The 24,504-nt window shown below is 63.6% G+C and carries 23 protein-coding genes; 18 read left to right on the forward strand and 5 right to left on the reverse strand.

Annotation, left to right across the window (positions count from 1 at the left end; genetic code table 11):
* The first annotated feature begins 84 nt into the window (after positions 1 to 84).
* From phnF to phnN, 3 genes are read left to right on the forward strand one after another with little or no spacing between them, the layout of a single operon-like run.
* Positions 85 to 843, forward strand: a complete 759-nt coding sequence (gene phnF / locus AC57B1_RS26445; protein ID WP_496419136.1) for a phosphonate metabolism transcriptional regulator PhnF — start codon at positions 85 to 87, stop codon at positions 841 to 843.
* Complete coding sequence (locus AC57B1_RS26450) at positions 840 to 1,559, forward strand: DUF1045 domain-containing protein (protein ID WP_496419137.1); 720 nt, start codon at positions 840 to 842, stop codon at positions 1,557 to 1,559. Before phnF ends, AC57B1_RS26450 begins: the two co-directional genes overlap by 4 nt.
* 5 nt (positions 1,560 to 1,564) lie before the next feature.
* The gene (phnN, locus tag AC57B1_RS26455; RefSeq protein WP_496419329.1) at positions 1,565 to 2,044 is read left to right on the forward strand and encodes a phosphonate metabolism protein/1,5-bisphosphokinase (PRPP-forming) PhnN; all 480 of its coding nucleotides are present in this window, start codon (positions 1,565 to 1,567) and stop codon (positions 2,042 to 2,044) included.
* A 6-nt stretch (positions 2,045 to 2,050) separates the two neighbouring features.
* Here phnN and AC57B1_RS26460 read toward each other — a convergent pair whose 3' ends face one another.
* Positions 2,051 to 2,959 (reverse strand): LysR family transcriptional regulator, encoded by a 909-nt coding sequence (locus AC57B1_RS26460; RefSeq protein ID WP_091802750.1) that lies wholly within the window; start codon positions 2,957 to 2,959, stop codon positions 2,051 to 2,053.
* A 134-nt stretch (positions 2,960 to 3,093) separates the two neighbouring features.
* Between AC57B1_RS26460 and AC57B1_RS26465 the strand changes: the two genes are divergently transcribed.
* Both AC57B1_RS26465 and AC57B1_RS26470 read left to right on the forward strand, forming a co-directional pair.
* Positions 3,094 to 4,284, forward strand: coding sequence for a M20 aminoacylase family protein (locus AC57B1_RS26465; RefSeq protein ID WP_408182208.1), 1,191 nt, complete (start codon positions 3,094 to 3,096; stop codon positions 4,282 to 4,284).
* 83 nt (positions 4,285 to 4,367) lie between these two features.
* Positions 4,368 to 5,669, forward strand: coding sequence for an MFS transporter (locus AC57B1_RS26470; protein WP_496419138.1), 1,302 nt, complete (start codon positions 4,368 to 4,370; stop codon positions 5,667 to 5,669).
* 54 nt (positions 5,670 to 5,723) lie between these two features.
* Here AC57B1_RS26470 and AC57B1_RS26475 read toward each other — a convergent pair whose 3' ends face one another.
* A complete protein-coding gene (locus tag AC57B1_RS26475) occupies positions 5,724 to 6,548 on the reverse strand; it encodes an IclR family transcriptional regulator (protein WP_408348080.1) in 825 nt (274 codons plus the stop codon).
* Positions 6,549 to 6,755: 207 nt separating this feature from the next.
* Between AC57B1_RS26475 and AC57B1_RS26480 the strand changes: the two genes are divergently transcribed.
* The 9 genes from AC57B1_RS26480 to AC57B1_RS26520 all read left to right on the forward strand — a co-directional run bounded on the left by AC57B1_RS26480 (position 6,756) and on the right by AC57B1_RS26520 (position 16,435).
* The gene (locus AC57B1_RS26480; RefSeq protein WP_091802741.1) at positions 6,756 to 7,460 is read left to right on the forward strand and encodes a FadR/GntR family transcriptional regulator; all 705 of its coding nucleotides are present in this window, start codon (positions 6,756 to 6,758) and stop codon (positions 7,458 to 7,460) included.
* Between the two features lie 67 nt (positions 7,461 to 7,527).
* A complete protein-coding gene (ltnD, locus tag AC57B1_RS26485) occupies positions 7,528 to 8,418 on the forward strand; it encodes an L-threonate dehydrogenase (protein ID WP_496419139.1) in 891 nt (296 codons plus the stop codon).
* Between the two features lie 14 nt (positions 8,419 to 8,432).
* Positions 8,433 to 9,743, forward strand: coding sequence for a 3-oxo-tetronate kinase (otnK, locus tag AC57B1_RS26490; protein WP_496419140.1), 1,311 nt, complete (start codon positions 8,433 to 8,435; stop codon positions 9,741 to 9,743).
* Positions 9,740 to 10,402, forward strand: coding sequence for a 3-oxo-tetronate 4-phosphate decarboxylase (gene otnC / locus AC57B1_RS26495; protein ID WP_408348090.1), 663 nt, complete (start codon positions 9,740 to 9,742; stop codon positions 10,400 to 10,402). Before otnK ends, otnC begins: the two co-directional genes overlap by 4 nt.
* 72 nt (positions 10,403 to 10,474) lie before the next feature.
* Positions 10,475 to 11,809: an MFS transporter gene (locus tag AC57B1_RS26500; RefSeq protein ID WP_496419141.1), complete on the forward strand. Its 1,335-nt coding sequence runs from the start codon at positions 10,475 to 10,477 to the stop codon at positions 11,807 to 11,809.
* 69 nt (positions 11,810 to 11,878) lie between these two features.
* Positions 11,879 to 12,667 (forward strand): 2-oxo-tetronate isomerase, encoded by a 789-nt coding sequence (otnI, locus tag AC57B1_RS26505; RefSeq protein WP_496419142.1) that lies wholly within the window; start codon positions 11,879 to 11,881, stop codon positions 12,665 to 12,667.
* A 17-nt stretch (positions 12,668 to 12,684) separates the two neighbouring features.
* Complete coding sequence (gene denD / locus AC57B1_RS26510; RefSeq protein ID WP_496419143.1) at positions 12,685 to 13,665, forward strand: D-erythronate dehydrogenase; 981 nt, start codon at positions 12,685 to 12,687, stop codon at positions 13,663 to 13,665.
* Between the two features lie 456 nt (positions 13,666 to 14,121).
* Positions 14,122 to 15,324 carry a 3-oxoadipyl-CoA thiolase gene (gene pcaF, locus AC57B1_RS26515; protein ID WP_091808795.1) on the forward strand — a complete coding sequence of 401 codons (1,203 nt, stop codon included), beginning with the start codon at positions 14,122 to 14,124 and terminating at the stop codon, positions 15,322 to 15,324.
* A 526-nt stretch (positions 15,325 to 15,850) separates the two neighbouring features.
* The gene (locus AC57B1_RS26520; protein WP_408348105.1) at positions 15,851 to 16,435 is read left to right on the forward strand and encodes a hypothetical protein; all 585 of its coding nucleotides are present in this window, start codon (positions 15,851 to 15,853) and stop codon (positions 16,433 to 16,435) included.
* A gap of 211 nt (positions 16,436 to 16,646) precedes the next feature.
* Here the strand turns inward: AC57B1_RS26520 and AC57B1_RS26525 are convergent, their stop codons facing one another.
* A complete protein-coding gene (locus tag AC57B1_RS26525; RefSeq protein WP_496419144.1) occupies positions 16,647 to 17,546 on the reverse strand; it encodes a LysR family transcriptional regulator in 900 nt (299 codons plus the stop codon).
* Between the two features lie 156 nt (positions 17,547 to 17,702).
* Here AC57B1_RS26525 and dld point away from each other — a divergent pair, with 156 nt between their 5' ends.
* The 3 genes from dld (at position 17,703) to AC57B1_RS26540 (ending at position 21,076) form a co-directional block, all read left to right on the forward strand.
* Positions 17,703 to 19,442 carry a D-lactate dehydrogenase gene (dld, locus tag AC57B1_RS26530; RefSeq protein WP_496419145.1) on the forward strand — a complete coding sequence of 580 codons (1,740 nt, stop codon included), beginning with the start codon at positions 17,703 to 17,705 and terminating at the stop codon, positions 19,440 to 19,442.
* 261 nt (positions 19,443 to 19,703) lie between these two features.
* On the forward strand, positions 19,704 to 20,717 hold the full coding sequence (locus AC57B1_RS26535; RefSeq protein WP_408182182.1) for a hypothetical protein: 1,014 nt from the start codon (positions 19,704 to 19,706) through the stop codon (positions 20,715 to 20,717).
* Positions 20,718 to 20,728: 11 nt separating this feature from the next.
* Entirely contained in the window at positions 20,729 to 21,076 is a 348-nt protein-coding gene (locus AC57B1_RS26540) for a hypothetical protein (protein WP_408182180.1), read from the forward strand.
* Between the two features lie 145 nt (positions 21,077 to 21,221).
* Here AC57B1_RS26540 and AC57B1_RS26545 read toward each other — a convergent pair whose 3' ends face one another.
* Both AC57B1_RS26545 and AC57B1_RS26550 read right to left on the reverse strand, forming a co-directional pair.
* The gene (locus AC57B1_RS26545; RefSeq protein WP_091802703.1) at positions 21,222 to 22,439 is read right to left on the reverse strand and encodes a sensor histidine kinase; all 1,218 of its coding nucleotides are present in this window, start codon (positions 22,437 to 22,439) and stop codon (positions 21,222 to 21,224) included.
* A 149-nt stretch (positions 22,440 to 22,588) separates the two neighbouring features.
* Complete coding sequence (locus AC57B1_RS26550; RefSeq protein ID WP_408348118.1) at positions 22,589 to 23,491, reverse strand: LysR family transcriptional regulator; 903 nt, start codon at positions 23,489 to 23,491, stop codon at positions 22,589 to 22,591.
* Between the two features lie 104 nt (positions 23,492 to 23,595).
* Between AC57B1_RS26550 and AC57B1_RS26555 the strand changes: the two genes are divergently transcribed.
* Positions 23,596 to 24,477: an aldo/keto reductase family oxidoreductase gene (locus AC57B1_RS26555; protein ID WP_496419146.1), complete on the forward strand. Its 882-nt coding sequence runs from the start codon at positions 23,596 to 23,598 to the stop codon at positions 24,475 to 24,477.
* Positions 24,478 to 24,504: the final 27 nt, after the last annotated feature.

Here is a 24,504-nt window from a genome sequence, read left to right on the forward strand (position 1 = left end):
CCCGCCGTTTCATATTTCCATCACGGCTTGCGCACTACAATGCACGTCATAGCGATTATTTGAACCCAAGGGAATGACAGCACCATGACATCGAACGACAACGCGACGCCGGGCACGATGCTCGAACGCGGCGCGGGCGTTGCCGTGTGGCGGCAGATCGAGCAGATCCTGGCGGCGGAAATCGCCGCCAGCGGTTTCGGCGAAGAAGGGCGTCTGCCGAGCGAAGGCGAACTGGCCAAACGCTTCGACGTGAACCGGCATACCGTGCGCCGGGCCATGCTGGGTCTTGCCGCGCTGGGCCTCGTCAGCGTCGAGCAGGGGCGCGGCACCTTCGTGCAACCCGGCGCGATTGACTATACGATCGGCCGCCGCACGCGGTTCACGGAAAACCTGCGCCAGCAGCATCACGCGGCGGCCGGCACCATGTTGTCGGCCGCGCGCGTGAAGGCCGAGCCGAGCGTTGCAAAGGCGCTGGGTCTGCGGGCCGGTGCGCCGGTCTACCGGATCGAATCGTTGCACGAATCCGACGGCGTGCCTTTCACCTTCGCGCGCAACTGGTATCCCGCGGCGCGGTTCGCGGACTTGCCGGAGGTGCTGGAGCGTACCGGCAGCATCACCAAGGCCATGGCGGAATTCGGCGTGAACGACTATCTGCGTAAGTGGAGCCGCATCGGCAGCGTGCTGCCCGAACCGGAGGTGGCGCGCCGTTTGAATATCAACCGTCAGCAGCCCGTGCTGTGGGTCGAAAACGTCGATGTGGATCTGCAAGGCACGCCGGTCAAATACGGCTTCACCCACTTTGCCGCGGACCGCGTGCAACTGCTGGTGGAGCACGACCTATGAGCGGCGCGGCTTGGGGCGCCGAGTCTCGTTTCGCCGTGTATTACGCGCCCGCGCGTGAATCGGCGTGGTGGCAGGCCGGTTCGGCGTGGCTCGCGCGCGACGCGGAAAGCGGCGAGTGCTGCGAGGCTCCGCAACCTCCGGAATTGACGCGTCCGCTCGCGGCGTTGACTGAAGCGCCGCGCCGCTACGGCTGGCACGGCACACTGGTCGCGCCGTTTCGACTCGCCGAAGGCGTGACACAGGCACACGTATTGCACGGCGCGCGTGAATGGGCGCGCACGCAAAGCGCATTCGCGCTGCCGGTGGAAGCCGCAACGCTTGGCGATTTCGTTGCGTTGCGGCCGGCCGATGCAGAAGGCGAAGCCAGCATTCGCGACGTGGCCACGAGCGCCTTGCACACGCTCGATGCGTTGCGCGCGCGGCCGTTGGCCGCGGATCTCGCGCGTCGACTGGCCGCGCCGCTGAGCGAACGGCAACGTGCGCTGTTGATCCAATGGGGCTATCCGTACGTGCTCGACGAATTCCGTTTTCATATGACGCTCTCCAGTTCGCTCGCCGACGCGAAGGAACGCGCCACGCTGGTCGCATGGTGGCAAGCGCGCACGCCCTCGCTTGGGCCGCTGATTGTCGATCATGCCGCGCTCTTCGTCGAACCGGCGCCCGGAGAGCCGTTCGTGTTGTGGCAACGTGTGCCCTTCCAGACCGGCGAGGTGTAATGACAATGACAGGTCGTTTGATCTATGTAATGGGGCCGTCCGGCGCGGGCAAGGACTCGCTGCTGGAGTTCGCGCGCAAGCGGCTGATGGGCGAGCCGATTCTGTTTGCGCACCGCTATATCACGCGGCCGAGCGGCAACGGCGAAGCGCATGTGGCGTTGAGCGTCGAAGAGTTTGCCGCGCGCTCCGTGCTCGGTCTGTTCGCGCTCGAATGGTCCAGCCACTCGCTGCGCTATGGCATCGGCATCGAACTGGATGCGTGGCTGGCGCGTGGTTGCACGGTGGTCGTCAACGGCTCGCGTCAGCATTTGCAGCACACGTTGGCGCGTTATCCGAACACGGAAGTGGTGCACGTCGACGCCGCGCCGCATATTCTCGAAGCCCGGCTCGGCGCGCGCTGCACCACGATCGACAATTCCGGCACGCTGGATGAGGCGGGCCACGCGTTGATCGCGTTTCTGAAAGCGGAAGCCGACGTTCAGTAAGCCGTACTATCCGGCTGCCGCCATCCGTTCCCGCGTCGCTTCCTGCAAGCACGCTACGAACTGAAGCACGGCCGGTGTCGGCAACAGATCGCGCCGCGAAATGATGCTGAGATCGTAGTTCGGCAGCGCCTCTTCGATCTGCGCGACGCGGATGCCGAGCGGCGCGACCATTTGCGCCAGCGGTCGCGTGAAGCAGCCGATCACGTCGGTTTGCGACACCAGCCCGAGCGTCACCGCGAACGACGACGGCGCCCGCACCAGCCGCTTCGGCACCGGCAAGCCATGTGCGTTGAACATGGCCATCATCACGCTATGGGGGAAATGATCGGCGCCCACGGTCACGATCCACTCCGCGTCGAGTAGCTCGTGCAGGCGCGTCACGTTGGCGAGCGGATGCCCGGCGCGCATGGCGACGACGAACTGCGTGGAGTAGAGCGGCGCTTGCACCAGGTCGCTGTCCAGCGCCTGCACGTGGTGGATCGCCGCGATATCCAGCGCGCCATTGCGCAAACGCGCAACCGCGTCCGGTATCGTCACTTCTTCCAGATGCAGATTGACGAGCGGCATCGCGCGGCGAAACTTCGAGACCGCGTGCGGCAGCGCCGTGAGCGCAATCGACGGCATGGTGCCCACGCTGACCTTGCCGGCCAGTTCTCCCTTCACCTGTTCGACGGCTTCCACCGTGCGCCGCATGTCGCCGAGCAACTGTTCGGCGCGCGGCAGCAGCGCGAGCCCGCAAGCCGTCAGTTCGATGCCTCGTACGCTGCGCACCATCAATTCCGCATTCAGCGCGCTTTCGAGCTCGCGGATCGTATGCGTGACGGCCGGCTGCGTGACGCCAAGCTCGCGCGCGGCGGCGCGCAGGCTGCGGTGATGGGCGGCGGCGACGAATGCTTGCAACTGCTGCAGTTTCATTCGGGTAATCCCGTATATAACGATTGTTAATCGGGGTGAAAAAAACAGCATCTTATTCGAACAAAACGGCGTGGCTATAGTGCTCGCCTGTTTGCCGCGTTTTGACGCGGCCGTGATCCCCTGGAGCCATAGAGATGAGCGAAGCCGCGCGTTTTACCGAAGTGTCCGACCTGGTGCCTGCCGCCGAGAGCCTGCGCGAGATTCGCCATCACATTCACCACCATCCGGAGCTGGCCTACGAGGAGCACCAGACGGGCGCCCTGGTCGCCGACAAGCTCGAACAATGGGGCTGGCAGGTCACGCGCGGCGTCGGTCAGACGGGCGTGGTGGGCACGCTGAAGGTGGGCGACGGCAAGCGCAGCATTGGCATTCGCGCGGACATGGACGCGTTGCCGATCATCGAGCAAACCGGTCTGCCGTATGCGAGCGGCACGCACGGCAAGATGCACGCGTGCGGCCACGACGGCCACACCACGATGCTGCTCGGCGCGGCGCAACGCCTCGCGGCTACGCGCAATTTTTCGGGCACGGTGCATCTGTACTTTCAGCCGGCCGAGGAGAGCGGCATCGACAGCGGCGCGCTGAAGATGATCAACGACGGCCTGTTCGAGCGCTTTCCCTGTGACGCCGTGTTCGGCGTGCACAACCATCCCGGCGAGGAGCCGGGCGTGCTGCTGTTCCGCAAAGGGCCGTTCATGTCGGCGGGCGACAAGGCGATCATCACGATCGAAGGCGTGGGCGGGCACGCGGCGCGTCCGCACCTGACGGTCGATCCGGTCGTGGTGGCGGCCAGCATCGTGATGGCATTGCAGACGATCGTCGCGCGCAATGTCGATCCGTCGCAACCGGCGGTGGTGACGGTCGGCTCCATGCATGCGGGCACCGCGAACAACGTGATTTCGAGCAGCGCGAAGCTGGAGCTGAGCGTGCGCTCGTTCAGCCCCGAAGTGCGCGCACTGTTGAAGAAGCGTATTACCGAACTCGCCGAAACCCAGGCGGCGAGCTATGGCGGCAAGGCGGTGGTGGAATACATCGAAGGCTATCCGGTCGTGGTCAATTCGGATGCCGAAACGGATTTCGCGGTGGAAGTGGCGCGCGAACTGGTCGGCGACGACAAGGTGGTCGCGCAAACCGACATCCTGATGGGAAGCGAAGACTTTGCCTTCATGCTGCAGAAGCGGCCGGGCACGTTTTTGCGGATCGGCAACGGCGCGGGCGAAGACGGCTGCATGGTGCACAACCCGCACTACGACTTCAACGACCGCAATCTGCCGGTCGGCGCGGCGTTCTGGACGCGGCTGGTGGAGCGCTATCTGGCGCAGTAACGCCGAAGTGACGCCGCAGTGACCCAGCAAGCCGCACCGCAATCGGCCAGCCGCACAATCATAACGACGAGGTAGACCACGCGATGAACACCACGACCGATGCGAGCCACGCCGTTCAGGCGAGCCAACCCACCAGCCGCGGCGCGATTGCCGCCGCGGTGATCGGCAACTGGCTCGAGTTTTTCGACTTCACCGTGTACGGGTTTTTTGCCGTGATCATCGGCAAGCTGTATTTCCCGTCGGCGGACCCGACTACTTCGTTGCTGCTCTCCGTGGCGACCTTTGCGGCAGGCTTCATCACGCGCCCGCTCGGCAGCGTCATGCTCGGCGTGTACGCGGACCGCAAGGGCCGCAAAGCCGCGCTGAATCTGACCATCATGCTGATGGCGGTGAGCACCTGCCTGATCGCGATTGCGCCGACCTATGCGCAAATCGGTCTTGCGGCGCCGCTTCTGATCGTGCTGGCGCGTCTCGTACAAGGCTTTTCGCAAGGCGGTGAGTTCGGCGCGGCCACCTCCACGCTGCTCGAACAGGGCGGCGGCACGCGGCGCGGTTTTCGTGCGAGCTGGCAACTGGCCACACAAGGCGGCGCGGCGCTGATGGGTTCGGGCATCGCCGCGGCGTTGTCCGGCGCGTTGCCGAAGGAATCGCTGGAAAGCTGGGGTTGGCGCATTCCGTTCCTGCTCGGCGTATTGATTGCGCCGGTCGGCATGTACCTGCGCCGCCGTCTGGCCGACGACGCGGCCAGCGCGCACGGCCATGCGATCGAGCGCGGCGTGCTGAACGAACTCTTCACGCAGCATCTGCGCCCGCTGATCCTGATCACGCTGACGGTGATGGGCGGCACGGTCTCGACCTATATCCTGACCTTCTACATGCCGACCTACGCGATCCACACGCTCGGCCTGCCGATGTCGCTGTCCATGCTGGTGGGCGTCGCCTCGGGCTTCGTGATGCTGGTTACGTGCCCGCTGTTCGGCATGCTGTCGGACCGGATCGGCAGCCGCAAGCGGCCGATCCTGTTCGGACGCGGCGTGCTGGTGTTGCTGCTGTTTCCGGCTTTCATGCTGATCAACCGCTTTCCGCAGTTGCCCGTCATCATGTCGCTGACCGCGCTGATGCTGCTGTTCTATTCGATGGGCTCGGCGTCGGAATTCGCGTTGATGTGCGAGTCGTTTCCGCGGCGCGTGCGCGCCACCGGCATTTCGATCGCCTATGCGTTGAGTGTCTGCGTGTTCGGCGGCACCGCGCAACTGGTTGCGACGTGGCTCATCAAGCTGACGGGCAGCAAGCTGGCGCCGGCCGGGTACGTGGCGGCCTGCGTCGTAGTGTCGTTGATCGCGGTGTCGATGCTGAAGGAAACCGCGGAACAGCCGATCGATTGATCGATCGGACAGGGCGCCGGCATCGCGCGGAGCCCGTCAGTCAGTCCATTAGTGTCAGCCGCGCCTCGCCACCATCTCCGAGACGTTCTGCGCGGCGTGCTGCAGCGGCTCCAGAAATGCCTTCACCATCTGCTTGGCCGAATTGCGCTGCGCATTGCCGCTGATATTCATCGCGGCGATCACGCGCCCCTGCCGGTTGCGAATCGGCGCGGACAGCGAAATCAATCCACCCTCCAACTCCTGATCGACAATGGCCCAGCCCTGGCGGCGAACCTGCGCGATCACCTTCTTCAACTCTTCCTTGTCAGTGACCGTGCGCGGCGTGTGCGCGTAGAGCGGCGCCGAACTCAGCGTCGCCTCGAGTGTTTCTTCGTCGAGCGCGGAGAGCAGCACGCGGCCCATCGACGTGCAATACGCCGGCAAGCGGCTGCCGATCGACAGGTTGATCGTCATGATCTTGTGCGTCGGCACGCGCAGCACGTAGACGATCTCGGTGCGATCGAGCACGGCCGCCGAGACGCTCTCGTGAACCTGCGCCGACAGTTGCTCCATCACCGGCTCGGCCAGGTTCCAGAACGGCATGGAGGTCAGATACGCGAAGCCAAGGTCGAGAATTTTCGGCGTGAGGCGAAAGAGGCGCCCTTCGGCTTCCACATAACCGAGCGTTTGCAGCGTCAGCAAAATGCGCCGTGCGCCGGCGCGCGTGAGGCCGGTGGCGGCGGCGACATCCGTGAGCGTCTGTTCGGGGCGCGTGGCGTCGAACGCGCGGATCACGGCGAGGCCGCGCGCGAACGACTGCACGTAGGAGTCGCCCGGTTTGTCCGGGGCCGGTTCGGCGCTGGCGGGAACGGCGGAAGACGGCGGCAGGGCTGGGCTCATGGACCTTGAAAGGTGCGTTCGAGGAAGGGCGGGCACGCGCCGCGCCGGTTCACCCGGCACGATGCGGCGCAAAGGCGTGACGATAGCTTAAGCCTTCTGTTTCGCCAACTTCGCCGCCTGATGCTCAAAAATGCCAGGGTTTGCATGGATGCAGGCCGCATCGAAAATTTGTATGATGACCCGATAACATGATCAATCGAGGCATGGATGTTCGACAAGATTCCTGCGCGAGCGCTGAGCGACACGGTCGCGCAACAGCTGCTGAAGCAGATCGACAAAGGCACCTTCAAGCGCGGCGGCAAGCTGCCCACCGAGGCCGTGCTCGCGCAGCAGTTCGGCGTGAGCCGCACGGTGATCCGCGAGGCGATCTCGCGGCTGAAGAACGAGGGTGTGGTCGAACCGCGCCAGGGCAGCGGCGTGTTTATCGCCGCGCATGGTGCTATCCGGCCGTTGCGTATCGACTACGCGGAAGCGGTCGAGCCGGGCTCGGTGGTGCAGATTCTCGCGTTGCGCCGGGCGATCGAGGCGGAAGTCGCGTCGGAAGCCGCCATGCGCCGCAGCGACGCCGACATGGTGTCGATCGACACGGCGCTCGCGAAGATCGACGAAGCGGTGGCCGAAGGCGAGGACGGCGTGGCTGAAGACGTCGCCTTTCATCGCGCGATCGCCGCGGCCACCGGCAATCCGTATTTCCTCAAAACCCTCACGTTCCTGAACCAGTACCTCGAGGCCGGCACGGTCGTCACGCGCCGCAACGAAGCGTTGCGCGAGGACTTTTCGCGTCAGGTGCGCGAAGAGCATGCCGCGATCGCCGCCGCGATTCGGGCCGGCGATCCGATGGCGGCGCGCAATGCGGCACGAACGCATATGTACAACGCGGCACGGCGTCTCGCGGAAGCGGGGATTTGCTGAGCTTCAGTGCTCAGACTCAGCGCCCGGATTCAGGCCCGGGCGTTCAACGAATTCATAGAGGTCAAGCATGTCCAGAAATGTTGGTGTCATCGGTCTTGGTGCAATGGGCCTGGGTGTCGCGCGTTCGCTGCTGCGCGCGGGTTTTCGGGTTCACGCGTGCGACCTGCGCAGCGAGATCCTGAATGCGTTCGTCGCTGAAGGTGGTGTGGGCTGCGCGACACCGACCGAACTCGGCGCGCGGTGCGAGGTGGTCGTCACGCTGGTCGTGAATGCCGCGCAAACCGAAGCCGTGCTGTTCGGCGAGCAGGGCGCGCTCGCCGCGATGAAAAAGGGCGGCGTGGTGATCGCCAGTGCGACCGTGGCGCCGGACTTCGCAATCGAACTCGGCAAGCGGATCGAGGCCGCCGGTTTGCAGATGCTCGACGCACCGGTTTCGGGCGGCGCGGCGCGCGCGGCTTCCGGCGAGATGACCATGATGACGTCCGGCCCCGCGGCGGCCTATGCCGCCTGCGAGGACGTGCTGGCCGCGATGGCCGGCAAGGTGTACCGCCTCGGTTCCGGGCACGGTGCGGGATCGAAGGTGAAGATCATCAATCAGTTGCTGGCCGGCGTGCATATCGCGGTGGCGGCCGAAGCCATGGCGCTCGGCTTGCGCGAAGGCGTCGATCCAGATGCGCTGTACGAGGTCATCACGCACAGCGCGGGCAATTCGTGGATGTTCGAAAACCGCGTGCCGCACATTCTCAACGGCGACTACACGCCGCTTTCGGCCGTCGATATTTTCGTCAAGGATCTGGGCCTCGTGCTCGATACCGCGCGCCGCTCGAAATTCCCGTTGCCGTTGTCGGCGGCGGCGCATCAGATGTTCATGATGGCGTCTTCGGCCGGCCACGGTGGTGAAGACGATTCCGCGGTGATCAAGATTTTCCCCGGCATCGACGTGCCGGCGGCGAAGTAAGCAGGAGGAGCACCATGACGACACTTACGAAACGCGCGCTGCTCGGCTGCATCGCCGACGACTTCACCGGCGCCACCGATCTGGCCAACATGCTGGTGCGCGGCGGCATGCGCACGGTGCAAACCATCGGCGTGCCCGCATCGAATGACCTGCTCGAGGCCGACGCCCTGGTGGTCGCGCTGAAATCGCGCACCATTCCCGCCGCCGACGCGGTCGCGCAATCGCTTGCCGCGCTGGACTGGTTGCGCGCGCAAGGGTGCCGCCAGTTCTTCTTCAAATACTGCTCGACCTTCGATTCGACCGACGCGGGCAATATCGGCCAGGTGACGGATGCGCTGCTCGACGCGTTGTCCGCCGACAGCACGACCGGCGCATTCACGATTGCGTGTCCCGCGTTTCCCGAGAACGGCCGCACGATCTTTCGCGGCCATCTGTTTGTCGGCGACGCGTTGCTCAACGCGTCGGGCATGGAAAACCATCCGCTCACGCCGATGCGCGATGCGAACCTCGTGAGCGTGCTGCAACGTCAGACCGGATCGAAAGTCGGTCTCGTGCGTTATGACGCCGTGGCGCGAGGCGTGTCGGCGGTGCGCGAAAGGTTCGATACATTGCGCAACGAAGGCGTGCGCATGGCGATTGCCGATGCCGTGTCCGACGCCGACCTCTATGTACTCGGCGAAGCCTGCGCCGATCTCACGCTGATCACCGGCGGTTCGGGCGTCGCGTTGGGCTTGCCGGCCAACTTTCGCCGCGCGGGTTTGCTGGCGGAACAGGCGGACGCCGCGCAGTTGCAGCGAGTCGACGGCTTGTCCGCGGTGCTGGCCGGCAGCGCGTCGAAAGCGACCAATGCCCAGGTGGCGCAGTGGCGCGCCACACGGCCCGCGTTTCGCATCGATCCGCTCGCGGCGGCGCGCGGCGAAGCCGTGGTCGAACAGGCTTTGGCCTTTGCGCAGCCGTACCTCGACAAAGCCGAGCCCATGCTGATCTATGCGACCGCGACGCCCGACGAAGTCAAGGCAGTGCAAGGCCAGCTCGGTGTGAACGAAGCGGGGCATCTGGTCGAAAACACGTTGGCGTCGATCGCGCGTGGTTTGCGCGAGCGTGGCGTGCGCAAGTTCGTGGTGGCGGGGGGCGAAACCTCGGGTGCGGTCGTGCAGGCGCTCGACGTGCACACGCTGCGGATCGGCGCGCAGATCGATCCCGGCGTGCCGGCTACCGCGACGACCGGCGCCGAGCCGCTTGCGCTCGCCTTGAAATCCGGCAACTTCGGTACGACGGACTTCTTCGAAAAGGCGCTGCGGCATCTGGACGGAGATGTGCAATGAGTGGCGCGCCCGCAGTTCACACGACGAACGAAGCGCGCGTTCGCGAAGAAATCTGCGTGACCGGCGCGAGTCTCTATCAACGCGGCTACACGGTGGGTACGGCCGGCAACATTAGCGCGCGGCTCGACGACGGTTGGCTGATTACACCGACCGATGCGTGTCTTGGCCGGCTCGATCCCGCCGACATTGCCAAGGTCGACCTCGCCGGCAACGCAATGTCAGGCGGCCGGCCGTCGAAAACGCTGGCGCTGCATCGCGGCATCTATGCGCGTAATAGCGAAGCGCGCGGCATCGTTCATACCCATTCGACGCATCTGGTCGCGTTGACGCTCGCGGGCGTCTGGCGCGAAACCGACGTGCTGCCGCCCATCACGCCGTATTACGTGATGAAAGTGGGCCACGTCCCCCTGATTCGTTATGAGCGCCCCGGCGCTCCGCAAGTCGCCGAGCAGATCGCCGCGCTCGCCGATAGCGTTCGCGCCGTGCTGCTGGAGCGTCTTGGTCCTGTGGTGTGGGAGCGTTCGGTGGCGCAAGCCGCCTATGCGCTCGAAGAACTCGAAGAGACCGCGCGTTTGTGGTTGATGACCCAGCCACGGCCCGCACCGCTCGACGAAGCCGCACTCGAAGAACTGCGCAGCGTGTTCGGTGCGCGCTGGTAGAAGAAGCCGACAAAACAAAGCCCGGCCGCGCGCGATGCGCCGCGTCGGGCCATCCATTCAAGGAGACAATGCATGAACTCATATCAGGCCGAACCGAGCCGCCCGCTTACAGCCGCTGCGGGGCAACCCGGCGCCGCTGAAATCGAGCATACCTACAAGAAGGTGTTCTGGCGCATCGTGCCGTTTTTGATGCTGTGTTATGTGGTCGCCTATCTGGACCGCGTGAATGTCGGCTTCGCGAAACTGCAGATGTCGCAGGACCTGGCGTTCAGCGAAACGGTGTTCGGTCTCGGCGCCGGCGTGTTCTTCATCGGCTACTTTCTGTTCGAGTTGCCGAGCAACATTCTGATGCACAAGATCGGCGCGCGCATCTGGATCGCGCGGATCATGATTACGTGGGGCTTGCTCTCGGCGGTGTTCGTGTTCGTGAAGACCCCGATGCAGTTCTATATCTTGCGTTTCCTGCTCGGTCTCGCCGAAGCCGGTTTCTATCCCGGCGTGATCCTGTACCTGACCTACTGGTTTCCGTCGCATCGGCGCGCGAAGATTATCGCAGTGTTCATGTCGGCGATTCCGGTGTCGGGCATCTTCGGCAATCCGCTGTCCGGCTGGATCATGCAGACCTTCCACAACAGCTCGGGTTTCGCGGGCTGGCAGTGGATGTTCCTGATCGAAGCGATCCCCGCCATCGCGATCGGTATCGCCACGGTCCTGTATCTCGACAACGGCATTTCCAGCGCGAAGTGGCTGAGCGAACGCGAAAAGCAGTTGCTCACCGATGAAATCGCCGCTGCGCAACCGCGGGACAAGGCGCAGAAACATTCTGTCGGCGCGGTGTTCCGCGATCCGCGTACATGGTGGATGTCGCTGATCTATTTCGCGTTCGTGACCGGACAATACGGTCTGACGTTCTGGATGCCGACGCTGGTGAAATCGACCGGTGTGACGGGCGCATTCAATATCGGCCTGTTGAGCGCCATTCCGTTTCTGTGCGCGATCGTCGTGATGAATCTGATGGGCCACAGCGCCGACAAGCGCCGTGAGCGCCGCTGGCATCTGATCGTGCCGGCGCTGTTCGGTGCGATCGGCTTCACGGTGGCGGCTTCGTTCGCGGACAACACGGTGGTCTCGATCGTGGCTCTCTCGTTGGCCGCAGCCGGTGTGCTGACCTGCGCGCCGCTCTTCTGGTCGTTGCCGACCGCGTTCATGTCGGGCGCGACCGCCGCGGCCGGCATTGCAATCATCAATTCGATCGGCAATCTCGCGGGTTTCGCGAGCCCGTACATGATCGGCTATCTGAAGGACCTCACCCACAGCACGCAGACCGGCATGTACGTGCTGGCGGGCATGCTCGTGATCGGCGCGATTGCCACGTGGCTCACGCCGCCCAAGCTGGTCAACCGATAAATCGATACGCGCGTGGGGCATGAGTCGCTGCCGCGCGCGGGATCACACCGTTTTCAAGGAGTTGCTGCCATGCCTCGCTTCGCCGCCAATCTCACGATGATGTACAACGAGCACGCGTTCCTCGACCGTTTTGCCGCCGCAGCGAAAGACGGCTTCGAGGCGGTCGAGTTTCTGTTCCCCTACGATTTCCCCGCTGCCGACATCAAATCGCGCCTCGTGGCGAGCGGTCTGACGCAAGCGCTCTTCAATGCGCCGCCTGGCGACTGGGCCGCTGGCGAGCGCGGCATTGCCTCGCTGCCGGGACGCGAAGACGAGTTCCAGCGCGGCATCGAAATGGCGCTCGACTACGCGCGCGTGATCGGCAATCGCAAGCTGCACGTGATGGCCGGCCTGATCGGCGCGGATCAGCCGCGCGCGAAGCATCGCGAGGTGTATCTGAGCAATCTCGCGTATGCCGCGAAGGCCGCGCAAGCCGAAGGCATCACGGTCGTGATCGAGCCGATCAATACGCGCGACATGCCGGGCTTCTTTCTGACCCGTCAGGACGAAGCGCAAGCGGTCTGCGCGGAAGTCGGCGCGCCGAACCTCAAGGTGCAGTTCGACTGTTATCACTGCCAGATCGTCGAAGGCGACCTTGCAGTGAAACTCAAACGCGATATGGCGGGCATCGGCCACATTCAGATCGCGGGCGTGCCGGAACGGCATGAGCCCGACACGGGCGAGCTGAATTATCCGTATCTGCTCGAGCTGATCGACTCGCTCGGTTACGAGGGCTACATCGGTTGCGAATACCGGCCGCGCGCAGGCACCTCGGCCGGTCTCGGCTGGCTCAAACCGTATCTGAACGCGAACCGCTAACAAGGACACAACCCATCATGAAAGTACTGATTACCGGCGGCGCGGGTTTTCTCGGCCAGCGTCTCGCGCGTGAACTGCTCGCGCGCGGTTCCCTGAAAGACAAACAGGGCACACCGCAAACGATTACCGAACTGGTGCTGCTCGACGTAGTGCAAGCCAACGATTTCGACGACAAGCGTGTACGCACGGAAGTCGGCGACATCGCCGAGCGCAGCGTGCTCGAACGCGTGATCGACGACCAGACTTCGGCGATCTTTCATCTGGCCGCGATCGTGAGCGGGCAGGCCGAAGCGGACTTCGATCTCGGCATGCGCATCAATCTGGATGCGTCGCGGCTGCTGCTCGAAACGTGCCGGCAGCGCGGCCACCGGCCGCGTGTGCTGTTCACGAGCTCCGTGGCGGTGTATGGCGGCGCGTTACCCGAGGTCGTGCAGGACGATACCGCGTTGAATCCGCAGTCGTCATATGGCGCGCAGAAGGCGATCGCGGAGTTGTTGCTCAACGATTACGCGCGGCGTGGTTTCGTCGACGACCGTGTGTTGCGGCTGCCCACCATCAGCGTGCGGCCGGGCAAGCCGAACGCGGCGGCTTCGTCGTTCGCGAGCGGCATCATTCGCGAGCCGCTGAACGGCGAAGCGGCGGTGTGCCCGGTCGCGGGCTCGACGCGCCTGTGGCTGCTGTCGCCGCGCAAGGCGATCGAGAGCCTGATCGGCGGACTCGAACTCGACTCCGCCGCGCTCGGCAACCAGCGTGTGCTGAACCTGCCGGGCATTTCAGTGAGCGTCGACGAGATGGTCGCCGCGCTGCGCGAGGTCGCGGGCGACGCCGCCGCCGCGCGCATCGTCTGGGAGCGGGACGAGCGGGTCGAAAAAATCGTGGGCAGCTGGCCGGGCCGATGGGATACGTCGCGCGCCGAAGGGCTGGGGTTGAGCGGCGAGCGCAGCTTTGCCGACGTGATCCGCAACTATGTCGCGGACGAGAACATCCAGATCCGGTAGTCGCGGATACCGGAGCGCTCTCCGGGCCATCCTCCAGCGATCCCCAAGCTGTCATCGAACTGTCCTCGAGCCTCGTGCCGGCGCCGTGAACACAGGCGCGCCGGCATGAGCGCGTCAATCGTCTGATCCTTTTCGAACACCTTCGCGGCCTGCACGTATTCCCTGGTGCGGGCGTGCCCGCGCTTGACATGGTTTCGGCCACGCGCCTATTATCGAGGCTAGTTGTTCGATATATGACCGTATGTTCGTATATAGAACAAATGTCCCGAATGTCGAACCCGTCGTTCATCATCTGCGTTAAGCTGATCTGGCGTCAGGGCTGCTCTGCAGCCGCTTCCCGTCGCGTTCGAATTCTCTTGCGGGACGCCGGGCCGCCGCATCCGTGCATTCAGCCCGCGCCACGCCGGCAATCCGGTCGTGGCGCGGCGCACGCAGCACATCAACTGGAGACATCACATGACCGAAGCATTCCTGTGCGACGCGATTCGCACCCCCATCGGCCGCTATGCGGGTTCGCTGTCGTCGGTGCGCGCCGACGATCTGGGTGCCGTGCCGCTCAAAGCGCTGATGGAGCGCAACAAAGACGTCGACTGGAACGCGATCGACGACGTGATCTACGGCTGCGCGAACCAGGCCGGTGACGATAACCGCAACGTCGCGCGCATGTCGCTGTTGCTGGCCGGTTTGCCGCAAGGCGTGCCGGGCACGACGGTGAATCGCCTGTGCGGTTCGGGCATGGACGCCGTCGGCATTGCCGCGCGCGCCATCAAGTCGGGCGAGGCCGCGTTGATGGTGGCGGGCGGTGTGGAAAGCATGAGCCGCGCGCCGTTTGTTATGGGTAAGGCAACCAGCGCGTTCTCGCGTCAGGCCGAAATCTATGACACGACCATCGGCTGGCGTTTCGTCAACCCGTTGATGAAGAAACTGTACGGTGTCGATTCGATGCCGGAGACCGGCGAAAACGTCGCGACCGACTACAACATCAGCCGCGCCGATCAGGACGCTTTTGCGCTGCGCAGCCAGCAGAAAGCGGCGCGCGCGCAACGCGACGGCACGCTCGCGCAGGAAATCGTCGGCGTGACGATCGCGCAGAAGAAGGGCGACCCGATCACGGTGTTGCAAGACGAGCATCCGCGTGAAACGAGCCTCGAAACGCTCGCCAAGCTCAAGGGCGTGGTGCGTCCGGACGGCACGGTTACGGCAGGCAACGCGTCGGGCGTGAACGACGGCGCAGCGGCACTCTTGCTCGCCAATGAAGAAACGGCGAAGCGCTTCGGCCTCACGCCGCGCGCTCGCGTGCTGGGCATTGCGACGGCCGGCGTCGCGCCGCGCGTGATGGGCATCGGCCCCGCGCCCGCCACGCAGAAACTGCTGGCGCGCCTGAACATGACCATCGATCAATTCGACGTGATCGAACTGAATGAGGCCTTCGCTTCGCAAGGCATCGCGGTGCTGCGCGCACTCGGTGTGGCCGATGACGACGCTCGCGTGAATCCGAATGGCGGCGCGATCGCGCTCGGCCACCCGCTCGGGATGAGCGGCGCGCGTCTGGTGACTACGGCGATGTATCAGCTGCATCGCACGCAAGGCCGTTTCGCGCTGTGCACGATGTGTATCGGCGTTGGCCAGGGTATTGCGATCGCGATTGAACGGGTGTGATAGAGCAGTGTGATTGATTAGGGGCCAGCGCGCGTGTTGGTCCAAGCTCGGGTTCAAGTAAAAGGAAACAGCCTCTTCGCTCACGCGACGAGGCTGTTTTTTTGCCATGCGTAGATCGGGCATATTTCGACTGTGAATCTAATTCGGACCATGGAAGGTTGGGATTAAGTCCGAATATCTCGGGACATTGATTGCCCATTCGTCGATATCGCAGTATGTGTTTAATGCTGTTTGCATTTGAGACACGCCGCTCAATATGAATAGCCTCGAAATGTCACAGCATTGTCAATATTCAAAATGCCGCTGCGACGCCACGTCGCGGCGATTTACATCGATTTCGCATTGATTCGAAAATCACAATTCGATCAATCACGGTGTGCTGTAAGCCATGTAAAATCGTCCGAGTCGTACCTCTTAAAACTATCATCCTGAAGACGTACAGGTACTCGCGGCGTTAAATATCGGCATTCCCAAGTTTCAGATCGCCGTTACGCTGCATCAAACCATTTTTCCAAGGAGCACGTATATGAAGGCAGCGACAATTGGCGCAGCGTTGATGGTCGCGGCGTTCGCCGCAGCTCAGCCGGCATGGGCGCAAGATGCCATGGCCAATGCGGCGCAGGGCGTTGTCAGCGCCGTGGAGCCGGTGCACGTGAAGGCACAGATCGTCGGTATCGATCCGGGCACCCGCACGCTCACGCTCAAGGGGCCGGGCGGTAACGCGGTGGTCGTACTGGTGAGCCAGCAGGTGGCGGGTTTCGACCAGTTGAAAATAGGTGACCAGGTCGACGTGCTCTACAAGAACGCGCTGCTCGTGAAGGCCGAGAAGGTCACCGGCAAAGACAAGGGTGTTCGCGCGCGTGTCGACACGCAGGTGTACGCCCCCGCCTCGGGCGGCTTCGAATCGGCGCGCCAGGTCGAGGTGCTTGCCACCGTGCAGAAGATCGATCGCAAGAAGCGTCTGGTCACGCTGCGCGGCGCGTATCAAACGCAAACGCTCCAGGTCGGTCCGGACGTGGATCTGAAGGACGTCAAGGTGGGCGATACGATTCACGCTGTTTTTGTCTCGGCAGCGGCCGTTCAGGTGACGCCGCAAGATACGGCGCAGTAATCACCGCAGTAATCGCCGCAGTAATCGCCGCAGTCACGGCGGTCAACGCAAGCACCGCCGTGACGTCAAGCATCCTGGCGTGACGACACCGCCATGCCAGGCGGTACATGTGGGCTCCTCGGAGCCCGCATGCCTGCCCTCAGACGGCCGCCTCCATTACACGTCACACCCCGCATAGCAAGGGTATCCGTTTGCGCGAGGCGCGGTGGCCTCACGCTGCGCGCGAGGCAGCCCGTTGCTGCCGCAAAGTCCTCACGAAATTCAGCACGGTCGGCGACTTCTCGCGTTGCCGACGAATCAACGCGATACCCGTTGAAAGCGGCTTGCCTTGCAGTTCATGGTAAGACACCCCTTCGACCTGGATCTGCCGGATCGATGCGGGAACCACCGCGACGCCGAATCCTGCTGCCACGAGGTTCGCCGCCGACGAGATCTGCGGCGACTCCATGCTGATGATGGGCGCAAAGCAGGCTTCGCGGCAGGCGCTAATAATCGAGTCGTACAGGTCAGGACCGATCGGCCGCGGAAAGAAGATAAACGGATCGTGCGCAAGGTCTGCCAGATCGATGCGCCGCCGCCGGTTCAAACGATGGCTCGCCGGCAGCACAACCAGCATGTCTTCGTCCACCAGCGGTTCCACGATCAGATCCCGGCAGTTCAGCGGCATACGCACGAGCGCGGCATCGAGTTGCCGCTCGGCAACCTTGTCGAGCAGCAGCGAGCTGTTGCTCTCCTCGCAACTGATCGACACGCGCTCATAGGCGTGCCGATAGCGTTGCATCGTCAGCGCGACAGTGGGGTGGAACACCGTGGAGCCCGCGAACCCGAGCGACAGCCGACCCGTCTCCCCGCGTCCCGCATTCTGCACTTCGACGAAAGCCTCGCGCGCGTCTTCGACGATTCGCTGAGCACGCTCGCGAAACAGCCGCCCGGCCTCGGTCAACTCGACACGGCGCGGATGACGAATGAACAACGGCGTGCCGATTTCCCGTTCGAGCTTCAGGATCTGCTGGCTCAAAGGCGGTTGGGCAATGCCGAGGTGCGTGGCGGCGTCCGTGAAATGCAGATGCTCGGCAACGGCGAGGAAATAGCGCAACTGACGAAATTCCATATCTTTTTCGTCTCCAAAATGTGGCTTCGAGATATTGGACTAATGACCGCGCTGATTCTAACCTTGGCGTCAATCCGATGCGCTTAAAGGCCGCACCCGAAGCCACTGGCCGGAAGCGACGCGCGTCACAGTCACCCTTTCCCGAGGAGAAGTTCGATGTCAGCAGCGCGCGCAGCACTAGCAAACCTGCCGGCCGGCGCGGCCCAAGGCCTCGTTGCGGATCTGCGCAACATCGTCGGCAAGAAGCACACCCTGACCGATGACGGCGCGACCCGACGCTACCGCACGGGTTTTCGTTTCGGCGCAGGCAAGGCGCTGGCGGTGGTGCGCCCAGGCACCGTCGTCGAACAATGGAAGGTGCTGCAGGCATGCATCGCGGCGAACGTGATCGTCATTACGCAGGCTTCGAATACGGGCCTCACGGGCGGCTCGACGCCTGACGGCAACGACTACGATCGCGACATCGTGATCGTCAGCACGACCCGCATGAAGAAGGTGTATGTCATCGACGACGGCAAGCAGGTCGTCTGCCTTCCGGGGGCAACGCTCGATCAACTGGAGAAAGTGCTGAAACCGCTCGGCCGCGAGCCACATTCCGTGATCGGTTCGAGCTGTATCGGCGCGTCGGTATTCGGCGGGGTCTGCAACAACTCCGGTGGTGCGCTGGTGCAGCGCGGCCCGGCCTATACGGAAATGGCGGCATTTGCGCGGGTCGATGCGACGGGCAGACTGAGCCTCGTCAATCATCTGGGAATCGAACTCGGCAAGACGCCCGACGAGATTCTCGGCCGGCTCGAACGCGGTGAGTTTTCGGATGGCGACGTCCGGCACGACGCGGGCGCCGGATCGGACCACGGTTACGCGACTCACGTGCGCGAGATCGATGCCGATACACCGGCGCGCTTCAACGCCGATCCGCAGCGCCTCCATGAAGCGTCGGGCTCGGCCGGCAAGCTGATGGTGTTCGGCGTGCGGCTCGACACGTTTCCGATCGAGCAGAACGCCAAGGTGTTCTATATCGGCACGAACCTGCCGGGGGAACTCACCGACATTCGTCGGCACGCGCTGCACGACTTCAGGCATCTGCCGATCTCGGGTGAGTATCTGCATCGCGACGCCTTCGACATTGCCGAGGAATACGGCAAGGATATGTTCCTCGCGATCAACTATCTCGGCACGTCGCGGCTGCCGGCGTTGTTCGGCTTGAAAAGCCGGTGCGACGCGCTGTTCGATCGCCTCGGTTTTCTTCCTGCGCATTTCACCGACCGCGTCATGCAGGCCGCGAGCCGCCTGTTCCCGAGCCATCTGCCGCCGCGCATGAAGCAGTATCGTGACAAGTACGAGCATCACCTGATGCTGAAGGTCGCGGCCGACAGTGTCGCCGAAACGCGCGCGTTTCTTTCGGGCTACTTTGAGCACGCGACCGGCGGCTATTTCGAATGCACCGACGAAGAGGGCAGAAAAGCGTTCCTGCAGCGCTTTGCCGCCGCCGGCGCCGCGGTCCGCTATCGCGCCGTGCATGCGCGCGAGGTGGAGGACATCGTCGCGCTCGACGTGGCGCTGCGCCGCAATGATCGCGACTGGATCGAAACGCTGCCGCCGGAGATCGAGCAGACGATCTCCATCAAGCTGTACTACGGCCACTTCCTGTGCCACGTGTTTCACCAGGATTACATCGTCAGGAAGGGCAACGATTGCCTCGAAGTCGAACACAAGATGTGGACGCTGCTCGATCGCCGCGGCGCGGAATATCCGGCGGAACATAACGTCGGCCATCTGTATCACGCGAAGCCGCAACTCGCCGCGTTTTATCAGCAGCTCGATCCTTGCAACTGCTTCAACCCGGGAATCGGACAGACTTCGAAGTTCGCGAAGTACCGCGAAGCGGCGGTTTGAAGCGCCGCGACCGGGCGACATGATGAGCGCGGACGTGGTTCGCGTGAAGCGGCGGCGAGTCACCGATTGCCCTGTAACAATCTATGTCGGAATATGTCGCGCAGCCGGGAAAGAGGCCGCAAACCCTTGTCCCACGGGGCTTCCTCGTGGTGAAACAGCGCGACATATCTTCCTTGTCGATTATGTCGATGCGTCCTTCTATAGTCCGTTCGTTGCCACGCCGCAGTGACCGGAGTGGCCCGAATCCAGGAAGGACATATCGTGAAGAATCGTTCGTTCGTTGCCCCGGCCACCGTCTCCGCCGTTGCCTCTGTTTCCGCCTCGGAGCAGGCCCGTTCATGCGCACGCAACGCGCTGCGCAAGCTCATTTTCTCCGCCGCCGCGGCCGTGCTCGCGCTCGGCAGTGCATCGGCGTTCGCCTGGTCGCAACATGGCACGGCGTACACCTCGCACGGCACCTATAACGGCGCGCGTTACGGCTCGTGCGGCGGCGCCAGTTGTTCGCATGCAGGCGGCGTTGCCGGCCCCTACGGTGGCCTCGCCACCAACACCGGCACGGTCACGCGCACCGCACCCGGCCAGTTTTCGAATTCGGGCACCGCGACGGGCCGCTATGGCAACTCGGTCCAACACTCGGGCGACACCAACTGCGCCGGTGGAACGTGCTCGCATACCGGCTCCCTCACGGGTCCTGACGGCAAAACCGCGACCACCTCAGGCGATGTCACGAAGAACGGCCCGGGGCAGTATTCGTCGTCCGGATCGGTGACTGGCTCGAACGGCAATACGGTCAACCATTCGGCGTCGACGAACTGCGCTGGCTCGACATGCTCGCGTTCGGGCACGGTGACCGGTTGGGATGGCGGTAGCGTCGATCACTCCGGTTCGGCCACACGTGTTGCGCCAGGTGTCGTGACGACCTCGTCGAGCGTGACGGGCACGCACGGCAACACGGTGACGTCGAGCGGGACGGTTGTGGCAAGCACAGGTGTTGTTGCGACAGGTGGCACGACGGTCGTCGTGGCGCCGAAGCCGGTGGTGGTCACGCAGCCTGTGGCCTATGTGGCGCCGCCTCCGGTGGTCGTGGCGCCCGCTCCGGTGGTCGTGGCACCGAAGCCGGTGGTGGTTGCGCCGCCGGTTGTCTACGCACCGCCGCCTCCGCCGTCCGTGTATGTCGCTCCGCGGGTCGTGTATGTCGCGCCGGCGCCGCGTCCGGTGGTTTGGGTGCCGGGCCATTGGGTCGGGCGTGTGTGGGTGCCGGCGCACTGGTCTTGATGGGAGCTGCCATGCGAGACAAATCACGCGGGACGGTTGAGCAGGGTGAAAGCGCAGTGCGCGTGCTCCCTTTCGATGAATCGCGGCCCCGGCGATTCTACAAACCAGGTGCGCTCGCAGCGATCGTCGTTGCGACAGGATTGGTGATTGCAATGAGCCGCTTCGGGACAGCAGCGGATACGCGCAGGGCGAGTGGGTCGTCGCGGGATTGCTCCACCCGGTACGCGGCGCTGCTCGATCTTGCGGAGCTGGCGAGACGTGATGGCAAATCATCCGAAGTGGTCGTGCGCGGGCTGAGCGACAAGGGCGGCGCGATGAGTGGATGTGTGTCGGCGGCCAACAATGAGCCAGTGGAGTAGCGGTAAGATCGACACCCAGCGCACGCCGGCTGATGCCATCGGTCGCGTCATTCCCGCGCAAGTAAGCTCGCACTACCCGCTTCCTGCCGCAAGAACGTGGGGCTGATTCGCAGTCAGCCTCGCCAATTACCTGTCTCCCGAAGCCTTATTGCGGTTCCGCGATCACCAGCGGGAAGCGAATTTCAAACGTGGTCCCTACACCTTCGCGCGACACAAAATCGATGTGCCCATTCAACACCCGGCACAACTCCTTCACGATCGCGAGACCCAGGCCCGTGCCGGGAATATCTTCGCCTGCGGCGCGCTCGAATTCGTCGAACACGCGGTCCGCGTCCGAAGGCGCAATACCCACGCCCGTGTCGGAGACGCGAATCGACCAGTGCGACTCGCCGGCCAGCGCGAAGTTGAGTTCGATTTCACCGGACTTCGTGTACTTGATGGCGTTGGAGAGCAGATTGACCGCAATCTGTTTGAGCTTGAGACGATTGGACGTGACCGCGGTCAATGCCGGGTCATAAGAGGCACGCAACGTGAGCCCTTTGGCCTCGATCGAAGGACGTGAAGACGTGACGAGTTCATCGTAGAGCTCGCGCGGATCGACCTGTTCGAGCACGAGCGGGGCGCCGTCGCCAAGCACGACGGAATACTCGACGATCTGATCGACGAGCTGCTTCATATCGGCAGCCTGGCGGTTCGCCAGCGTCAATGCGGTATCGGCTTTCGCGGGCGCGCGCGCGATCAACTGCAAGGCGATGGAAAAGGCGTTCAGAAAGTTGCGCAGATCGTGGACCACGCTGCGCGTGATCTGCATGCGCGACTCGTACAGGTCGCTCACCAGACGCTGTTTCAATGTGAGCTCGTGATTGGCGCGTTCGAGCCGGCCGGTGTATTCGTCGATCTTGCGGTCCCGTTCGCTCACCACCTCTTTAATCGACGTGAGCGTGACCATGCTGAGCGTTTCGGCAATCAGGCGGCGTGCCCGGCTTTCATGGCGGCGCGTAAAGGTGTCGTCGAGAACGGCGAATTCTTCGAGCGCGTCGGCGAGCACTTGATGAAAGAGATCGAGTTCGCGGACCAGTTCTTCGATACGGTAGCCCTGGCGCCAGCGCACCTTGCCGTGTTTTCTCGCATCGCGCTCGATGGCCGGTTCGACCCGTTCGAGATCTTCGATATCGAGCGCCGCGCACAAGCCTTCGAGAATTTCCGGCAGATGATCCGCCAGCTGCTGGTAAGTGAGCTTGTCCGCTTCGATGAGATCGACGTCGCCGAATACGGCGTTCATCCACTGCTGGGTGAACCGGGTGCGCTCCGAGCGAATGAAGTCGGCAAATTTGCGCAGGGGGCTAACGCGTGTATCGGTCATGGTGGGGTTCGGATCAGTTCGCAACATTATCGCCGCAATCGCGCATTGTGGAGCATCTCCAGCGCGGCTGGCAGAGCATTGCAGCGACGCTGGGTCCGGCGGTTTCCGCCACGGTCAATGTAGAAGGCATGGCTCGCTATGGACCCGCGTCAGGCAGGCGGATCGAGCGCTTTCAAAAAGTCGACGAACGCGCGTAACGGTGCCGGCAAATGGCGACGCCCCGGATAGTAGAGAAACGGGCCTGAAAAACGTTGCCACCACGGCTCCAGAATCGGCTCCAACGCTCCGCTGTCCAGATGCGGGCGCAGCATGTCTTCGAACAAATGAATGACACCCACGCCGGCGACAGCCGCGCTGATGGCCAGGTCGATTGCCGCGCCGGGCCGCACCAGCAGCGGTCCCGATGGATTCAACTGCAACACTTCGCCGTCGCGCTCGAAATACCAGATCGGCATCGCGCCCCCTGCGAACTGGCCGCGCAGGCACGCATGCGAAAGCAGTTCGCCCGGATGGTCGGGTCGTCCGTGCTCGTCGAGATAGCCCGGCGCGGCCGCCGTGGCGAAGCGTTGCACGCGCGGCCCGATGGGAATCGCGATCATGTCCTGTTCGAGTCGCTCGTCGTAGCGAATGCCGGCGTCGCAGCCGATAGAGAGCACGTCGACGAAGCCATCTTCGACCACGACCTCGACGCGGATGTCGGGATACGCCTTCAGGAACGCCGCGATGAGGGTCGGCAAGACGATCCGCGCGGCGCTCGACGGCACGTTCAGTTTGAGTGTGCCGGCCGGCTTGTCCCTGAATACGTTCAGCACGTCCAGCGCCGCTTCCATCTCGCTGAACAGCGGCGTCAGCTTCTCGATGAGGCGCAACCCGGCTTCAGTCGGGGCCACACTGCGCGTGGTGCGGTTGAGCAGGCGCAGACCGAGCTTTGCTTCGAGACGTCGCACGGCGATGCTCAAGCTCGACGCCGAAACGTTGCTGATGCGCGCGGCGTCCCGAAAGCCGCCTGCGCGGGCAACCGAGACGAATGCGGCCAGATCGTTCAGTTCCATGTCGATTGTTCACTTTATTAAACAACCCGTACACGTTAGATGGCTTTATTAAACAACGCAACCACGACCATACTGCTGCTCAACCACTCACTCAGGAGAGCAGCATGTCGAATCCCATCCTTACGGACACGTTCCCACTGGCCGGCCGTCCTGTGCGCCGCATGGGCTACGGTGCGATGCAACTGGCCGGACCTGGCGTATTCGGGCCGCCGAAGGATCGCCACGCGGCGCTTGCCGTGCTGCGCGAGGCCGTGGCGGCGGGCGTCAATCACATCGATACGAGCGACTTCTATGGGCCGCACGTCACCAACCAGTTGATTCGCGAAGCGCTGCATCCTTACGCCGACGACCTCGTGATCGTCACCAAAGTCGGCGCCGTGCGTGGCAGCGATGGCGCGTGGTTGCCGGCACTCGAACCGGAAGATATCGAGCGTGGCGTGCACGACAATCTGCGCAATCTCGGGCTCGACGTGATCGAGGTCGTCAATATGCGGATGATGGGCAACGTGCATGCACCCGCTGAAGGTTCGCTCGAAAAACAGGTGACTGCCCTTGCCGAACTTCAACGGCGCGGGCTCGTGCGCCACATCGGCTTGAGCAACGTGACCGCCACACAGATAACAGAGGCGCAGAGGATTGCCGAAATCGTCTGCGTGCAGAATCACTACAACCTCGTTCACCGGGAAGACGACACGCTGATCGACGACCTCGCGGAGAAGGGCATTGCCTATGTGCCGTTCTTTCCGCTCGGCGGCTTCACGCCGATTCAGTCGACCGCGCTTTCCGGCATTGCGCGAACACTCGGCGCGACGCCGATGCAGGTGGCGCTCGCCTGGCTGTTGCATCGGTCACCGAACATTCTGCTGATCCCCGGCACGTCCACATTGGGGCATCTGCGCGAAAATCTCCAAGCGGCGCAGTTGAAATTGACCGACGACGTGTGCGCCCAGCTGGATGCGATAGGCGGCGCTAACGGCGAGGCGTGATAAAGGCTCTCGCCGGGTCCCTCAAGG

Source organism: Paraburkholderia sp. BGA-UO-ETr-F21 (assembly GCF_059567925.1).

Bases quoted from the DNA above. Each gene is read 5' to 3' on its own strand.
- AC57B1_RS26475 (WP_408348080.1), bottom strand. From the start codon at position 6,548: ATGAGCCCAGCCCTGCCGCCGTCTTCCGCCGTTCCCGCCAGCGCCGAA.
- AC57B1_RS26500 (WP_496419141.1), top strand. From the start codon at position 10,475: ATGAACTCATATCAGGCCGAACCGAGCCGCCCGCTTACAGCCGCTGCG.
- otnK (WP_496419140.1), top strand. From the start codon at position 8,433: ATGACGACACTTACGAAACGCGCGCTGCTCGGCTGCATCGCCGACGAC.
- AC57B1_RS26460 (WP_091802750.1), bottom strand. From the start codon at position 2,959: ATGAAACTGCAGCAGTTGCAAGCATTCGTCGCCGCCGCCCATCACCGC.
- pcaF (WP_091808795.1), top strand. From the start codon at position 14,122: ATGACCGAAGCATTCCTGTGCGACGCGATTCGCACCCCCATCGGCCGC.
- AC57B1_RS26555 (WP_496419146.1), top strand. From the start codon at position 23,596: ATGTCGAATCCCATCCTTACGGACACGTTCCCACTGGCCGGCCGTCCT.
- denD (WP_496419143.1), top strand. From the start codon at position 12,685: ATGAAAGTACTGATTACCGGCGGCGCGGGTTTTCTCGGCCAGCGTCTC.
- AC57B1_RS26480 (WP_091802741.1), top strand. From the start codon at position 6,756: ATGTTCGACAAGATTCCTGCGCGAGCGCTGAGCGACACGGTCGCGCAA.
- ltnD (WP_496419139.1), top strand. From the start codon at position 7,528: ATGTCCAGAAATGTTGGTGTCATCGGTCTTGGTGCAATGGGCCTGGGT.
- AC57B1_RS26545 (WP_091802703.1), bottom strand. From the start codon at position 22,439: ATGACCGATACACGCGTTAGCCCCCTGCGCAAATTTGCCGACTTCATT.
- AC57B1_RS26465 (WP_408182208.1), top strand. From the start codon at position 3,094: ATGAGCGAAGCCGCGCGTTTTACCGAAGTGTCCGACCTGGTGCCTGCC.
- AC57B1_RS26550 (WP_408348118.1), bottom strand. From the start codon at position 23,491: ATGGAACTGAACGATCTGGCCGCATTCGTCTCGGTTGCCCGCGCAGGC.
- AC57B1_RS26470 (WP_496419138.1), top strand. From the start codon at position 4,368: ATGAACACCACGACCGATGCGAGCCACGCCGTTCAGGCGAGCCAACCC.
- AC57B1_RS26540 (WP_408182180.1), top strand. From the start codon at position 20,729: ATGCGAGACAAATCACGCGGGACGGTTGAGCAGGGTGAAAGCGCAGTG.
- AC57B1_RS26450 (WP_496419137.1), top strand. From the start codon at position 840: ATGAGCGGCGCGGCTTGGGGCGCCGAGTCTCGTTTCGCCGTGTATTAC.
- phnF (WP_496419136.1), top strand. From the start codon at position 85: ATGACATCGAACGACAACGCGACGCCGGGCACGATGCTCGAACGCGGC.
- phnN (WP_496419329.1), top strand. From the start codon at position 1,565: ATGACAGGTCGTTTGATCTATGTAATGGGGCCGTCCGGCGCGGGCAAG.
- otnC (WP_408348090.1), top strand. From the start codon at position 9,740: ATGAGTGGCGCGCCCGCAGTTCACACGACGAACGAAGCGCGCGTTCGC.
- dld (WP_496419145.1), top strand. From the start codon at position 17,703: ATGTCAGCAGCGCGCGCAGCACTAGCAAACCTGCCGGCCGGCGCGGCC.
- otnI (WP_496419142.1), top strand. From the start codon at position 11,879: ATGCCTCGCTTCGCCGCCAATCTCACGATGATGTACAACGAGCACGCG.
- AC57B1_RS26520 (WP_408348105.1), top strand. From the start codon at position 15,851: ATGAAGGCAGCGACAATTGGCGCAGCGTTGATGGTCGCGGCGTTCGCC.
- AC57B1_RS26525 (WP_496419144.1), bottom strand. From the start codon at position 17,546: ATGGAATTTCGTCAGTTGCGCTATTTCCTCGCCGTTGCCGAGCATCTG.